This window comes from Cystobacter fuscus (assembly GCF_002305875.1).
GTDB classification, from domain to species: domain Bacteria; phylum Myxococcota; class Myxococcia; order Myxococcales; family Myxococcaceae; genus Cystobacter; species Cystobacter fuscus_A.
In genome coordinates, this window is the sequence record NZ_CP022098.1 from 8,485,214 (window position 1) to 8,500,119 (window position 14,906).

Below are 14,906 nucleotides of genomic sequence, written 5' to 3' on the forward strand. Positions count from 1 at the left end.
ACGTTTTCCCATCTTGGAGAGGATGAATGTTCCGTGGTGTCCTCCGCCGCCATGAACGCCATCCCCATGAGACAAACCGCATCACCGCGAGGGCCCGGCCTCGTGGGCGCGCTCGCGCTCCTCCTCGCGTGCCTCGTCTGGCCCTCCGACGCCCGGGCTCAAGCCTGGTCGCTGAGCCACGCCCAGCGGCAGGCGTACCTTCACTACTACGCGCCCATCGTCCTCAAGCGCGCCAACGCGAACAACGACCGTCATGGCTACGACTGGATCACGAACTTCGACTTCGACCAGGACGGAGACTTCTCGAACAACAAGCTCCACTGGAAGAGCATCTCCCAGTACATCAATGCCTCGCGCACCGGTCCCAGCACCTACGATCGCTGGCGCATCCGTCCAACGCTCTATACCTCACTCATCGAATTCATGGATGGGGGCAAGAACCTCGTCCTCATCTATCACATCTATCACGCGCTCGATAAGAACGCCGCGGGCGACTACCAGTTGCATGACTGGGAGCGCGTGGAGCTGCTCGTCAAGAACGTGGTCGGCTCGCCGGGCAGCGGTGAGTCCGTGGCTCATGCCATCGTGACCCAGCACAAGCGCAACGTGATCCGCCGCCAGGACCATGCCCAGCTCAACTTCATGTCCACCCCCACCGGCCAGCACGTGCTCATCTGGCAGGCGGAGTGGTCGGACAAGCTCCTGGCAGCCCATGGGCAGGAGTTGCGTTTCGTGACCAACCCCTCCTCCTGGCTCGCGGGCCAGATGGCAGCCAACGCCAAGGCCGAGGCCGGCGTGAACGACGACGACGGCAAGAAGAACGTGCATTACGCGTTCGTGCCGCAAGGGTCCCCCGGAGCGGTCGCGGCGTTCGGTGCGCAGCCCCTCACCTACGCGACGGCGGACCGGCTCGCGAGCCGCTTCGACAATGGCAAGACCGTCTCCTGGTCGGACGTCAAGCGGGTGACCTACGAGCTGCAAGACATCGCGGACATCCTGCCGACCCACTGGCAATACGGCGGCTATTCCACCCACTGGCTGGGCACGAACTTTCGCGACTTCTGGCTCGAGAGCCCGCTCATCAACGAGTCCGGACAGGCCGAGGTCAGCGCGGGCATGCAACGCTTCTTCTCCGCGACCCGGGACATCGAGAACGAGGACGATCGCGACGGCTACCCCACGAAGAAGTGGCTCCTTGGCACCTATGAGCTCAATGCCAGCGCCTCGGACATGGGCGGCGGGGGCTCCAGCGACTTCCATGACAACGCCTGGGCCAGCACGGTGGCGGACTCCCGCGGGCGGACACGCGCGAGCGCCAGTGGCTACACCGGCTCGCCCAACGCCTACTGGTGGCAGCACGACTACTTCGTCCACTCGGGCGACGTCGATTCGAGCGATGGAGTGGAAACGGGTTTCTGGCTGCCCGGCCCGTGGTACCTCGCGGAGAACGGCGGCTTCGACGGACGCTGGGTGCAACTGTTCGACGATCGCCCGGGCCAGGAGCCGATGAGCCCCTGAGCCGGTGGAACACGAACGCGCACGACGTGGCCCTCACTTCGCGCGCTTCTTCGCCGCCGGCTTCCGCTTCGCCGCCGGCTTGCCCTTCGCGGCGGCCGGTGCCTTCTTCTTCTCCGGACGCTGGATCACGGACGTGTAGTGCGCGATGTACTTCTTCGCGGGCACGCGGCGGATGGCCTCGCCAATCACGTCGAGCGCCACGTCCTCGAGCTTCTTGAAGCGCACGCACGACTTGCCCATGTCGAGCTTCTTGCCCGTCTTCGCCCACGCCTCGCGAAACCACTGCTCCTGCTCCGGCTGGCCGTAGACACACATCAGATAGACGGCCATGTGGTTCTTCTGGGAGGCCAGTGACGCGAACGGCAGCGGCTGCTTCGGATCGACGTGGTAGCCCGCCGGGAACACCGTATGCGGGACGTAGTAACCAATCATCCCGTACTGCATGCCCTCCTCGTAGTCCCCATCGAGGTTCTTCCGGATGACGTCGCGCACGGCGGAGAGCGCCGCGCGGCGATCCTCGGGAAGCGAGGCGAGGTACTGGTCGACGGTGGTGGCCTTGCGCTGCATGAAGGCGAGTCTAGCACCAAGGCCCAGGGGGGAAGCCGTCCGGGAGGGCGGCTTCGTGGATTCCCCGGACAGGGCTCACACGATGATCCGCCGCTCGGACGGCGGCGGCACTGTCCCCTGGCCCAGCTCGTCGGTGTGGCAGTAGGCCAGATAGATCAGGGAGAGAGGCAACGTGACGAGGCACGCCAGCACCGTCGCTCCCGCCACGGCCGACAGCACCACCAGGACGAGGAAGTTGATGAAGTACGAGGCCCAGTCCTTGCGACGCTGGAAGATGCGGCCACTCTCGGCGAGGGACTCCAGGACCGGACGCCCCTCGGCGGCGAGCAGCGGCGCATGGAACCAGAGGATCGCCAGGAGCACACCCGGCACCACGAGGAGCATGAAGCCCAGGGCGATGGGAATGCCCATGGCCAGGGTGAGGCCCCAGCTCTTGAGGAAGTTGCCCGGCCGGTCATAGGCCGCCTGCCAGCGCACGGGGCGTCCGGTGCGCATGCACTCGAGGGTTTCCTGTAGCAGGTTGAAGGCGAACCACGGCGCCGGAATGACGACGAGGAAGCCGGCCAGGACCACGAGGCTGCCCAGGAGCAGCGCGGTGGCGTTGGCCACGAAGAAGTCCCAGGTGCGCTTGAAGCGCTGATCGATGTGCAGGTCCAGCATGGTGCGAATCCTCCATCCGGAGCACGATGCTCCTGTCGTCCTGCAGTACGGAGGACGGAGGAATCCATTGTCACGCCCACGGGCAAGGGGCCCGGCGGGCACTCGCCGGGCTGGTGGTCCAGTAAGCTGCACCAGCCGGTTTCCCACCCTACATTCCGGAGTCCTGGACCCCGGTGGAGTTCCCATGCAAGCCCAGATGCGCAAGCTCAAGTATCACGTGGCCATGACCCTCGACGGCTTCATCGCCCGAGAGGATGACTCGACGGATTTCTTCCCCCACCTCTCCCCGCCCGACCACGTCATGGACTACCTCGACAACCTGGCCTCGGCGTACGACACCGTGGTGATGGGACGGAGCACCTACGAGTTCGGCCTGAAGGCGGGCGTCACGGACCCGTACCCGTCCATGGAGACCCATGTCTGCTCGCGATCCATGAAGGAGAGTCCCTCCCCCCGTGTGCACCTCGTCCGGGAGGACGTCGTCGGCTTCGTGAAGGAACTCAAATCACGTCCAGGCCAGCAGAAGGACATGAGCCGCATCGTGCGCGCCGCCCAGCTGAGCGTCAGCAAGGACATCTACCTGTGCGGCGGAGGGCTCCTGGCGACGACCCTCTTCGACGCGGGCCTCATCGACGAGGTCCTCATCAAGGTGAACCCGGTGATGATTGGCTCGGGCAAGGCAGTCGCCCCGCGGCTCGCCCAGCTCGTCGGGCTCGAGTTGCTCGGCACCCGGACGTACCAGAGTGGCGTGGTGCTGCTGCACTACGCCGTCAAGCGCTGAGGCCCATCCAGGATCGTCAGGGGCTTGAGCCGCTTACGTGGATCAGGCCCACCCGGCGGGCGCGTCAGTCCATCCAAATCCCACAGGACGCCAGGAACGAGTCCGTTCAGGGCGATCAACACCATCACGTACCAGAGCGGCCACATGATTCCGCCCGTTGGCCACACCCGGCGTGTCGGTTCTACTGGGGATGCATCACGACGACCTCGCTCACGTTGTTCCCATAGACAGACATGCCCCGGTTCGCCTGGTAGTTGAAGATGGCGCCATTGCGTACGATGCCCACGTCACTGCCCTTGGACTCCACGCCGTAATCCCAGCCCATCTTCGTCTGGAACACCACCGAGCCCTCGGGAATCTGCCCGTTGGCGGCGGCCGCGAGATACGCCTCTCCGGAGAGGACGTGCGCCTGCACGCTCCCGTAGGGGCTGTTGATGGTCTGCACCGTCGACTCGGGGATGTTCACGGACTTCCAGTGGCCGCTCTGGAGCATCTGGACCATCATGCCGCGCGGGTTGTTGCCGTCAGCGTTCGTGCCGGCAGGCAGCCCCTTCAGTCCCGCGCGCTGGAGGTTGGAGCGCGTGGTCCTCACACACGAGTGGGGCTCGCCCCCTTGAAGGTTCAGCGCGTTGATGGCGTCGAGCCCGGGGTTGCGCTGCGTGCCGCCATTGTTCACGAACTGCTTCCGGGGACCGGCCACGGACGCGGTGTCGAAGCCGCTGCGGGTCAACTTCTCCCGAACGACGTCCGCCCTCCGCGCGGCGACCTGCCTGGACAACGCCAAGGCCTTCTCCTTGACCAGGGCCTTGTCCTTGGCCGGAGACTTCTCCTTCGCCGGAGACTTCTCCTTCGCCTGCGACTTCTCCTGGGAGATCTTGCTCCCTGACCCGCTGCTGGACGACTCGGACGACCCACGGGAGGAAGAGGAAGAAGAGCTGCGGCTGGAGCTACTGGAACCGCTGGAGCTGCTGGTGGAACCGACGCTCATGGGCGTGACCTCGGCATGGCTTCGGGCTCTCCCACTCCTGCACCCCCGAAGGTTTCGTATTTCCAATTGTCGATAATCGCCGGCGGAAGTTTCCCGCCCCCCAAGAGGTCCCGCGCTTTCTTGCAATCGCCCGGAATCACGGGGGTCTTTCGGCTTGTCGTCTGCCTCGAGCCCCCCATGAGGTGGGCTCGAGGCCCGGCACATTTCATTAAGATGAAGGGACCTTGGTTGCTCTCCATCAATTCGCCGTACTCACCCGACCGGGGTGGTGGTCGGAGGTATCTTCCCATGAAGCGGTTGTCGTGGCCTGGAGTGTCTTGCTGGCTCGCCCTGGCGCTGCTGGCCGTGCTGCAGGGGTGTCAATCCAGCTCCACCGGCGCCGACACGCGGCGCTACCCCTGCACCCAGAGCGACGAGTGTGCCGCGGGCTACACCTGCCGCGCGGGCATGTGTCAGTCCGAGGGCGGGTCCGTGGACCCACCGAGTGGTCCGCCCACTCGGCTGGACTTCGCCAGCCCCGCGCAGACCGTGGGCGTGGGCAAATGCTCGGCGGCCGTGGTGCTCGAGACGCGGACGGCGGCGGGAAGCGCCGCCCCCGTGCAGGCCGCCACGGATGTCGTGCTGAGCGTCCAACCCTCCACGGACGTGAGGCTGTTCCGTGACGCGTCCTGCTCGGACGCCACGGAGACGGTGACGCTGGAGGCTGGCGACAGCCGTGCGACCTTCTACTTCCGGAGCACGGCGGCCAGGAGCGTCCGTCTCAGCGTGGCCGCCAACGGGCTCGAGTCCGCGTTCCAGGACGAGAACGTCGTCGTCGAGCCGACGGACATCTTCTTCGTCACCAGCGCCCAGACCCTGCCCGCGGGCGGCTGCTCGGCCCTGGTGGAACTCGAGGCACGCGATGGTGGCGGCAAGCCCCTCCCCTTCGCCGGCCCGACAAGCGTGACGCTCTCGGGCTCGGATTTCTCGTTCTTCTCCGATCCGGGTTGCACCAGCCCTCTGTCCGCGGCGGTGTTCGCCCAGGGCGCGACCCGTGCCTCCTTCTATTTCAAGGGAAAGAGCGGCGGCACGTTCCCCCTGGTCGCCGCGGTTTCGGGACTGCCCACGGCGAAGCAGAACCAGACCCTCCTGCCGGCGGTGCGCAAGGGCGTCTGTGAGATGCCCGCCGGCGACCTCTCGATGACGTGTCCCATCTCGCCCGCGCAGCTCGATCTGTCGAAGACGATGCTGTTCGTCTCGATCAGCCCTCCGGGCACCAATCCCGACGCCTCGAGCGTGCGCTGCGTGCTCTCGGCCCGGGAGGCCATCACCTGTAGCCGGAACGAAAGGGGGACGGGCATCGTGTACATCGTGTGGCACACGGTGGAGCTGGGCACCGGGCTGAAGGTGCAGCACCTGCAGCCGACCTGCCAGGTCCAGAGCACCACCCTCCAGGTCCCCATCCAGCGCGTGTCGCCGGACAACACCTTCCTGCTGGTGACCGGCGAGCAGAACGGAAAGATCCTCGGCGAGGATGACTACTTCACCGCGAAGCTGGCCGAGTCGTCCTCCCGCGTGGACCTCCAGTGGCCAGTGTCCTGCGCCGCTGCCTGGAAGGGCTCGCTCCAGGTGGTGGAGGCCGAGGGGCTCCGGGTCACCCGGGGCTCGGGCGTGACGATGACCGGAACCCAGACCGCGGCCACCGTCACGGGCCTGCCGGCGGTGGACCTCACCACCAGCGTGCTGCTCTTCACCTACCGGGTGACCAACGCGGGCACGGCGAGCCTCTGCGACCGGGTCCTGCGGGGCACGCTCACCTCTCCCACGGAGATCTCCTTCTCACGCGGTGCGGGCTCCAGCGCGGGCTGCACGACGGCGGTCATCCAGGACATCTCCTGGGAGCGGATCGATTTCGGGCCGCGCGCCAGCGTGCAGACGGTGCCGGTCACCCTGAACCCGGGTGAATACGAGGCCTACCCCGCCATTTCCCGGGTGGATGAGTCCCGCTCGGTGGTGTTCGCCAGCGGGCAGGGCATGAACGGCCAGGCCGGAGGCGAGTCGTCCTATTCGGCGGATGATCTCATCAGCGAGTCGCTGGCGGGGTTCGAGTTCGATTCGCCCAACCGCCTGCGGATCATCCGCGATTCCTTCGAGGGCCGGGCGCGGTGGACGTCCTTCGTCGTGCAGTTCGAGCCGTGACGTCCACGGTCTGACCGGCGGCCGCCTTGTCTCGGCGGCCGCCGTCCAGCGTCAGCACCGCCTCGCCGGTGAACCGGCGATGGAGGAGGTCGCTCGGCGCTCATGCCGTCGTGAATGGCCAGACGAGCGGCACGGCCACCGTCAGCAGCGCGAGCATCAGCACGGAGAGGGGCGTGCCCACGCGCAGGAAGTCGCGGAAGCGATAGCGCCCGGGGCCGTACACCAATGCGGCGGACGGCTCCAGGGGCGTGAGGAACGAGTACGACGCGGCCAGGCAGATCCCCATGGCGAACGCTCGCGGCTCGAGCCCCATGTCCAGCGCGGCATGGATTCCGACGGGAAGCATGATCAGCGCGGCGGCCTGATTGCTCATGGGCACGGAGAGCAGGACGGTGGCGATCATGAGCACGCAGAGCACTCCGCGGGGTCCCACGACGCCCACCAGGGGAATGACTCCCTGGGCGAGCAACGCGCCCACGCCGCTCTTTTCCATCGCCAACCCCAGGGCCAGCAACGCGCCAATCATGATGACGACCCGCCAATCCACGCGGAACGCCGTGCGTGCGTCGACACAGCCCACCGCCACCATCACCACCAGACCCGCCAGCCCCGCGATGGCCGGTGAGGTGATTCGCAGCCCCGCGATGACCACCGTGCTGGCGAAGATGCACACGGAGAGCACGGCGCGACGGTAGCGCGGCCGCTGATATTCGACACTGCCGAGCACGGTCAGCTCCTCGTCCCGCGCGAGCTCACGGACACGTCTCTCGGGCCCACCGAGCAGCAGCATGTCGCCCACGGCCAGGGGGAGGTTCTTCAGGGCATCCCTCCCCCTGAAGCTGCCCACCAGGCTCAGATGCTGATGGGCGCGCTGAAGCGTGGGGTGGCGGTGGATGGCCAGAGCCACGAGGCCGTAGCGCTCCGCGAAGCGGATGTCGCGCAAGGACCTGCCGGCCAGGCCCGACGTCGGCGGCACCGACACCTCGACGAGGGTATACGCCTGTCGCTGGCCCTCGGGAATCCGGAGAGCGGCGCTGAGGCCGATGCTGCGCAGATCCTTCACACGCAAGATGTCATCCAGGCCGCCAGCGATGATGAGGTGCTCCCGGGCCACGAGCACTTCCCCGGGCGCGGGAGGCAACGTGACGCCCTCGCGCACGAGCCCCCGCACCGGAATCCCAAGTCCCTCGGTGACGTAGCGAAGCTCCTTTCCCACCAGCCGGGAGCCAGGCGTGAGCACCGCCTCCGTCACGTACTCACGCGGAGCCAGGACCCTCTCGCCGCCCTCCACGCCACGCTCCGGGAGCAAGCGCCGCACGAGGAGCAGCGTCGCGATGATTCCGATGATCGCCAGCGGCAGCCCCACCGGCGCGAGCTCGGCGAAGCCAATGCGCTCGAGTCCCACCTGCTCCAGCGCCGCGCTGACGACGAGGTTGGTGGACGTGCCGAACAGGAAGATGGTGCCGCCCAACATGGAGGTGAACGCCATGGGCATCAACAGCCCGCGCGTGGCCACTCTCGCCTGAGAGGACACCGCGGTCACCACGGGGAGAAACGCCGCCGTCACCGCCGTGTTCGACGCGACGGAGGAGAACGCGCAGACGGCCACCAGCATCAGGACGGTGAAGACCCGCGGGTTGAAGCGCGAGAGGGAGATCAGCCGCCGGCCGACGAGCTGCATCACACCGGTCGCACTGAGCCCCTGCGTCAGCGCCAGGAGCGTGAAGATGAAGATGGCCGTGTCGCTCGAGAACCCGGAGAGGGCCTCCCGCGGTGTCACGAGCCCGCTCAGTACCAACAACACGATGATGGCAAGGGAGCTCACCTCGATGGGGATGCGATCGATGGAGAGCAGGACGATGGCGATCACCAGCACGCCCAGGGCGATTATCGTGATCATGTCTGTAGAGTGGGGAGAGCCTGGGGCGGGAGCAATGAGGCGAGCTTCGGACCTCGGGGATGGATCAAGCGAATGCCTGCCTGGCCTGCTCATGCCGGGCGAAGGGCGGCGGCCGGGTGCTGGCACTCCGCCGCCGCGTGGCGCCCGCGCGTGGGTAGAACCGGGAGCCACGACGAAGCGAGCGGAGAATGATGGCCTTCGCTCGCCGCGCATGCTCCTCGGCGGCCATCCTCCTGAGCTGATGGATGCGCTCATCCAGAGAGTGCCCCCTCATGCTGGGGGCCATGAAGGGGGTGCCCGCCTCGGAGAGCGAAACAGGCGCTCCCCAGGTGGAACGCTCCTTCAACCGTGCGAGCAAGGCCGCCAGGCCCAGGGCGTCCTCGAGTGCATGCGCGAGCATGGCACGCAACCCGGCCTCATCGAGCTCTTCACAAGGAGCTTGCTTCGGCGCGCTTCGACGGCCCGGGCCCTGCCTACCGCGGCTTCCGCTCGAAGCGGAGCTCGTTGAAAACGAAGCCCGTCAGCCGCCCGGCTTCATCATGGGTCAGCCGGACGAGGCCGAAGGTCGAGTTGAGCGCATCGGCGAAGGTCGTCTCGAGCGGATGAGCCCCGAGGGCCCGGCCCTTCAGCACCGCCTTCCCGTCCTTCAGCTCGATGCTCCAGGTGGCATCCAGCTCCAGGCTGTAATACGCCCCCGCCAGTTGCTTCCAGTCGCCGTCCGGGAGCGGGGCCGGCTGCGCCCGCTTGAAGACGCCCAGCACCCCCTCACGGCGCGACATCGTCAGCTGCCCGTCCGAGAAGACGAGCTCGAGCGGGACGCCTTCCATCTCGAAGCGCTCGCCGCCCACGGCCCGCAGGGGCCAGCTTCTCCCGACGCCGGGCTGGAGCTGGAGCCGGCCGTCCTGCTCGAGGATGTGCACCACGCGCTGCGCGCTCTCGTCGTAGTAGAGGCCCACATACCGGGCGAGCGCCCCGGCCGCGGCCTCCGGTGCGCGAGGCGAGGCGGGCGCGGGTGCCTTCGCCTCCTGCTGCTGCTCGGCCGCGCGGAAGGTCTCGCCCAGGACGACGTCCGCCACGCTCTCGGCGAGATTCGGCCGGGCATCACCCCGGTTGCAGAGGACGGCAATCGAGACGTGTTGCGCGGGGTAGCGCGTCAGCAGCGCGCGATAGCCCCCCCAGGACCCGGAGTGCTGGATGCGTGGCACGCCGCGGTAGGTGTCCAGGAAGAGTCCCCGGCCATAGGAGGTGCTGGCTCCCGTGTCCAGGACTCCCCGCTCCTGAAGCCTGTCGATGAGGGCGCGCCCTCCGATGCGGGCGCTGTAGAAGTTCTCCTCCCATTTGACGAGCTCGGTGACGTTGGTCTGGACCTGCCCGTCCCCCAACTGCTCCCAGTTCGACATGTCGATTCGATAGGCCTCCTTCCCCGAAGGGGAGTAGGCGGTGGCGCGGCCGGGCAGGACGGCCGTGTGGTCGTCGCGGAAGTGGCTCCGCGTCATGCCGAGGGGCTGGAAGAGCCGCTCCCGGGCGAACTCGGCCAGGCTCTTGCCGGTGACACGCTTCACGATGAGCGCCGCCAGGAAGTAGCCGGTGTTGCTGTATTCGAAACGCGTCCCGGGCTTGAACTTCAGGGCACGCTGGCGGGCGATGACGTCCAGGGCGTCGTCGTCATCCGTGAAGTCCTCGTAGTGGTAGCCCTTGAAGAAGAGCAACTGGTTGTAGTCGCGCAGGCCGCTCGTGTGGTGGAGCAGGTGGTCGACGGTGATGGGCGTTCCGTAGTCTGGGATTTCGGGCAGGTACTTGCGGATGTCATCCGTCAGCGCGAGCTTCCCCTCGTTGGCCAGCAGCACGACGCTCGCGGCGGTGAACTGCTTGGAAACAGAGCCGACGTCGAACAGCGTGGTGGGGGTGATGGGCGTGGCCTGGTTCAAGTCGGCCATGCCGTAGCCCCGGGAGTAGAGGACCCGGCCGTCCTGGTAGATGCCCAGGGCACAGCCCGGGCTCGAGGGGCTGTTGTAGTCCTTGAACACCGCATCGATGCGGGCCGGGTTGATGCGGATGGGCGAGGGGGTGGCGGCAAGGGCCGGAAGCGCCGTCATGAAGCCGACGAGCCCCGCGACCGTGAGGCGCGGCGATGCGAGCATGGGAGGTCCTCTCAGAAGGGCCGAGGCAGCATATCGCCCAGCTCTGGCCCGGCGGGGCATGCGCTACACCTTGAGGCGGACGGCTCATGGCAGGATGGTGATGCGACAGTCTACCTCACCACGGCCGTGGGGCTCGGGAGCCTGGCCCGGTGGCTCAGCCAGGCCCCACGCTGAAGGAGGCGCGTCTAGGCGGCGGTGGTCACACGGGCCCGCAGCGCGCCGAGCTCGACCGGCGGTTTCTGCTCGATACGCCGGTACTTGCGGCAGTCCTGTGTTCTGTCGACGAGGCCAGCCTCGAACAGCGCCCGGCGGAGCACGGCGTGATCGCCGAACACATGCCAGCGGTTCAACAGCTCGTTGATCTCGCGTTCGGAGAGCACGCTGCCGCTCGGGATGCGTGACCAGAGCACCCACAGGCAGAGCCCCAGGTGGGGCCTCCTGGCTGGCCAGCGAAGCAAGCGCCCCTCTGCATCGAAATGCCGAGCGACCTTCTCGACGAGCTGATGGTCGGGGACAGGCTTCACTTCCTGGGCTGCGACCAGGCGTTGCCTGGCCTCTGAGTCGGCGCGGAAGTGCTGGTAGTTCCGGAAGCCGGCCGCGCGGCACAGCAGGTTGAGCAGCTCCACATGGCTCGGCTTGTGCTCGAGCTGGTCACGAAGCGAGCGGGCGAAGGCCGAGAGATCGGCGACCTCGAAGGGGAGGGCGAGTCGGGACATGGCTTATCCTCGTATGCGCCGTTCCAATGAAGGATGTCGCTGGTCGCCCTTACGACTCGGCACGGGGACAAGTCCGTGTCACATGAAGGTGCAGGTTTAGCTCCCCTCGCGGGGCGGCGACGCCTCGGTGAACTGCGGACCGTTGGCCATTTCTAACACACATGGCGCGGCGATCAACCGCTCCACGCGCTCCCGTATGCTCCGGCTCCGGCCTCGCCCCTACTTGGGAGCCGTCAGCCGCTGAGCGCCATGGGCGGGAGGTACTCGCCCAGGCGCGTGCGCGTCCACCACGCGCCCGTGTCGCGCCGCTCCTTCCAGGTCGTGAAGCGGTAGCGGTACAGGATCACACGGATCGCGCGCGGTGGGCGCTCCGCGAAGGGGTTGTGCCTCAACAGGCGGAGGGTCGCCGGGTCGTTCTCCAGGAGTTTCTCCACGAACGGAGGGAACCACGAGGGCGTATACCTTGGCGACAGCGCGGCGAACCACATGAGCCAATCGAGCCGCAGGTGGTACGGCGCCCATTGTGACGGGCGCCGCTTCGGGTCGGTCGGCTTGCCTCGGAATTCGTATTCACGCCACTCCGTGTCCGGAGTGAGACGCTCTTCGTGGGTGCCCTCGAGAACGAGCTCGTAGCGCTCGCGCGTGATACTGCCAAAGGCACCGTACGTGTTCACGAGGTGGAGAGGATCGAAGCTGGTGTTCATGATCTGCTCCCGCGAGAAGAGGTTGCGCGCGGGACGGTACGAGAGCACGACGACGAGCACGGTGACCGCGAGGGCGAGACCATCGTGCCACGCCACCACCATCGTGCCGGCCCTCTCGAGGGGTAGAACGCGTGCGAGTGCGGCATCGTCGAACGCCGAGGCGGCGAGCACGATGGTCACGACGTTGAGCCACGAGAAGTTGCCGCTCAGCACGAGCCATGCCTGGGTGATGACGATCACCAGCCCCGCGAAGGAGGCGATCGGCTGCGGGAAGAAGAGCAGGAGCGGCGCGACGAGCTGGGCGAAGTGACTGCCGAGAACCTCAATCCGGTGCAGCGGCCCGGGCAGGCGGTGAAAGTACCAGGAGAGAGGGTTCGGCATCGGCTGCGTCTCATGGTGGTAGTAGAGGCAGGTGAGCTCACGCCAGCAGGGGTCACCCCGCATCTTGATGAGCCCGGCCCCGAACTCCACGCGGAACAGCAGCCACCGGAACAGCCAGAGGATCGGAGCGGGCACCGCGCTCCAAGCCGGGCCGAGGAACGCGGCGAGGAAGCCAGCCTCGAGGAGCAGCGACTCCCAGCCGAAGGAGTAGAACGTCTGTCCGACATTCACGATGGAGAGGTAGAGCGCCCAGAGCACGAGCCATGCCGCCATCGTGAGAGGCACCGGCCAGGCATCCGGCAGCCCCAGGACGATCGTGAGCGACAGGAGGATGCCCGCGAGCGCGACGACGACCAGCAGGCGATCGGAGTAGCGGAAGTGAAACAGGCTGGGCGCGTCGCGGAAGCGAACCCTGGCAATGAACCGCGGCGCGGGAAGGAGACCCCGCTCACCGAGCAATGGGCGGAACTGCTCCAGTGCGACCAGGAAGGCAATCAGGTAGGCAAGCCCCAGGCCGCGCTGGAGGACAAGTCGCGCGATCCAGAAGTCCGAGGCGTGAAACCAATCTGGCACACCTCAACGCTAGGTCCGCCTCGGCGAGCTTTCAGCCGTGACGGCCTGGTAGCCTGGGGTGCTTGGTCGCCGAACGAGGGCTCGTGTACGGCGCCGTGGCGCTCATTGTCATACCCGCGGGACGGCACATCTCCCTGGAGGTCAACCCCGGGGGCGAATGGGGCAGCTCGGCCTGCCCATCGCCGCGGCCCTGGCCTGAGCGCTTCTACCGCGGAGAAGGAGGAACCAAAGTCGAACCACCGCGCGCTGTACGCCTTCATCGGCATCTAGCGGGCGGAGTCAAGAAGCAATCATCATAGCGGGGTCGGGATACGGACGCTCCCGGCGAATGGGTACTGGCTGCGAGATGCCCAGGATGGACACCCGGACGTTCCCCACCTGCTCCGTCGTCCTGCCGTGACAGTCGAGCTTCAGCATCCGACTGTACAGGCCGCGGTTCCACCATCAGCTGTTGAGGGCCTACCCGGAAGCCACGGAGTCGGAGCGCTTCGACGCCTACAGCGAAAGCGGTGCGATGAACGTGAAGAAAGTCGGCAATGGAGACTTCACCGATGCGTTCATCACGTCGTACAAGCACTCGTCCTCGCCCCAGCCCGGGGCGACCCAAACGAGGAGGAGATAAAACAGATGTTCGAGAGTTCCGGTGGACTGTATGGGTTGCGGCTGCTGGCCGTGGTCGGCGCGCTGGCGGTGGGGGGCTGTGGCGGCGCGGAGCTGGAGCCGGCGGAGTTGACGAGCGCGGAGCCCACGGGCGCGGCGCGGCAGGAACTGGAGGCCTGCAACTACTGCCCCAACAGCATGTCCGTCTACAACGGCCAGATCGGCACGACGATCCCCTGCTTCTGCACGGACAGCAAAGCCAGCGGCACCGGCTCGCTGTGGGGCACGGATGTCTATACGTCGGACTCGTCGCCGTGCCGCTCGGCGGTGCATGCGGGCGCCATCACGGCCAGCGGCGGGTTCATCGGGGTGACCATGCTGGCGGGGCAGACCACCTACACGGGCTCCACGCGCAACGACGTGACCTCCTCCTCCTACTACAAAGCCAGCGGCTATGCGGGCAGCTTCTCCGTGGCGTCGGCCGATGCGTGCGCGCTGCCGTGCCCCATCCAGCTCAAGGATTACCGGGGCCAGAACAGCACGGTGGTGTCCTGCAACTGCACCGCCGCGGTCATCGCCTCCCCGACCGGCTTCAGGGTGGTGTGGGGAACGGACATCTACACGGATGATTCGTCGGTGTGCCACGCGGCCGTCCACGCCGGGGTCATCACCGCGAGCGGCGGCATCGTCAACGCGGTGATCGCCCCAGCCCAGTTGACGTATACCGGGAGCACCCGCAACGACATCACGAGCAACAACTACACCAACAGCGAATACATCTACGGCAGCTACTACTTCCAGTAGCCGCCTGGCGCTGGCGCTTCCCGCGCGGCGGGCCGACACGGGAAGCGCGGGCCCAGCGCTGCCAAGGGATGACCGTCTTGAGAATGAGGGCTTCACGCACGCCGCGCTGAGGGCTGGGCGCAGCGTTCCAGGGTGTCAGACGATTCGTGGGAGACGAGGTGTCGGAACGAATCCTTTGACACCTTCCCCGGCGCCACCGGAACAGCCAGAGGATCGGAGCGGGCACCGCGCTCCAAGCCGGGCCGAGGAACGCGGCGAGGAAGCCAGCCTCGAGGAGCAGCGACTCCCAGCCGAAGGAGTAGAACGTCTGTCCGACATTCACGATGGAGAGGTAGAGCGCCCAGAGCACGAGCCATGCCGCCATCGTGAGAGGCACCGGCCAGGCATCCGGCAGC

The 14,906-nt window shown here is 67.0% G+C and carries 12 protein-coding genes; 4 read left to right on the forward strand and 8 right to left on the reverse strand.

Features of this window, described 5'->3' with window-relative positions; genetic code table 11:
* Positions 1 to 66: 66 nt before the first annotated feature.
* Positions 67 to 1,518, forward strand: a complete 1,452-nt coding sequence (locus CYFUS_RS34100; RefSeq protein WP_232536967.1) for a hypothetical protein — start codon at positions 67 to 69, stop codon at positions 1,516 to 1,518.
* A gap of 33 nt (positions 1,519 to 1,551) precedes the next feature.
* Here the strand turns inward: CYFUS_RS34100 and CYFUS_RS34105 are convergent, their stop codons facing one another.
* The gene (locus CYFUS_RS34105) at positions 1,552 to 2,085 is read right to left on the reverse strand and encodes a DUF1801 domain-containing protein (protein WP_095989026.1); all 534 of its coding nucleotides are present in this window, start codon (positions 2,083 to 2,085) and stop codon (positions 1,552 to 1,554) included.
* A 75-nt stretch (positions 2,086 to 2,160) separates the two neighbouring features.
* Positions 2,161 to 2,745, reverse strand: a complete 585-nt coding sequence (locus CYFUS_RS34110) for a hypothetical protein (protein ID WP_095989027.1) — start codon at positions 2,743 to 2,745, stop codon at positions 2,161 to 2,163.
* A 184-nt stretch (positions 2,746 to 2,929) separates the two neighbouring features.
* Between CYFUS_RS34110 and CYFUS_RS34115 the strand changes: the two genes are divergently transcribed.
* Positions 2,930 to 3,526 (forward strand): dihydrofolate reductase family protein, encoded by a 597-nt coding sequence (locus CYFUS_RS34115; protein ID WP_198316238.1) that lies wholly within the window; start codon positions 2,930 to 2,932, stop codon positions 3,524 to 3,526.
* Between the two features lie 181 nt (positions 3,527 to 3,707).
* Here CYFUS_RS34115 and CYFUS_RS51930 read toward each other — a convergent pair whose 3' ends face one another.
* Complete coding sequence (locus CYFUS_RS51930; RefSeq protein WP_198316239.1) at positions 3,708 to 4,514, reverse strand: hypothetical protein; 807 nt, start codon at positions 4,512 to 4,514, stop codon at positions 3,708 to 3,710.
* Positions 4,515 to 4,802: 288 nt separating this feature from the next.
* Between CYFUS_RS51930 and CYFUS_RS53230 the strand changes: the two genes are divergently transcribed.
* A complete protein-coding gene (locus CYFUS_RS53230; protein ID WP_095989028.1) occupies positions 4,803 to 6,692 on the forward strand; it encodes a hypothetical protein in 1,890 nt (629 codons plus the stop codon).
* 100 nt (positions 6,693 to 6,792) lie between these two features.
* On the opposite strand, the gene CYFUS_RS34130 is transcribed toward CYFUS_RS53230, so the two are convergent.
* The 5 genes from CYFUS_RS34130 to CYFUS_RS34150 all read right to left on the reverse strand — a co-directional run bounded on the left by CYFUS_RS34130 (position 6,793) and on the right by CYFUS_RS34150 (position 13,107).
* A complete protein-coding gene (locus CYFUS_RS34130) occupies positions 6,793 to 8,592 on the reverse strand; it encodes an SLC13 family permease (RefSeq protein ID WP_095989029.1) in 1,800 nt (599 codons plus the stop codon).
* Positions 8,593 to 8,656: 64 nt separating this feature from the next.
* Positions 8,657 to 8,992 carry a hypothetical protein gene (locus CYFUS_RS34135; protein WP_095989030.1) on the reverse strand — a complete coding sequence of 112 codons (336 nt, stop codon included), beginning with the start codon at positions 8,990 to 8,992 and terminating at the stop codon, positions 8,657 to 8,659.
* Between the two features lie 73 nt (positions 8,993 to 9,065).
* Positions 9,066 to 10,733 carry a serine hydrolase domain-containing protein gene (locus CYFUS_RS34140; protein WP_157758818.1) on the reverse strand — a complete coding sequence of 556 codons (1,668 nt, stop codon included), beginning with the start codon at positions 10,731 to 10,733 and terminating at the stop codon, positions 9,066 to 9,068.
* Between the two features lie 185 nt (positions 10,734 to 10,918).
* On the reverse strand, positions 10,919 to 11,449 hold the full coding sequence (locus CYFUS_RS34145) for a DUF2087 domain-containing protein (protein WP_095989032.1): 531 nt from the start codon (positions 11,447 to 11,449) through the stop codon (positions 10,919 to 10,921).
* A 233-nt stretch (positions 11,450 to 11,682) separates the two neighbouring features.
* Positions 11,683 to 13,107 (reverse strand): lipase maturation factor family protein, encoded by a 1,425-nt coding sequence (locus tag CYFUS_RS34150; protein WP_095989033.1) that lies wholly within the window; start codon positions 13,105 to 13,107, stop codon positions 11,683 to 11,685.
* Positions 13,108 to 13,734: 627 nt separating this feature from the next.
* On the opposite strand from CYFUS_RS34150, the gene CYFUS_RS34155 reads away from it, so the two are divergent.
* The gene (locus CYFUS_RS34155) at positions 13,735 to 14,511 is read left to right on the forward strand and encodes an LCCL domain-containing protein (RefSeq protein ID WP_095989034.1); all 777 of its coding nucleotides are present in this window, start codon (positions 13,735 to 13,737) and stop codon (positions 14,509 to 14,511) included.
* Positions 14,512 to 14,906 lie beyond the last annotated feature (395 nt).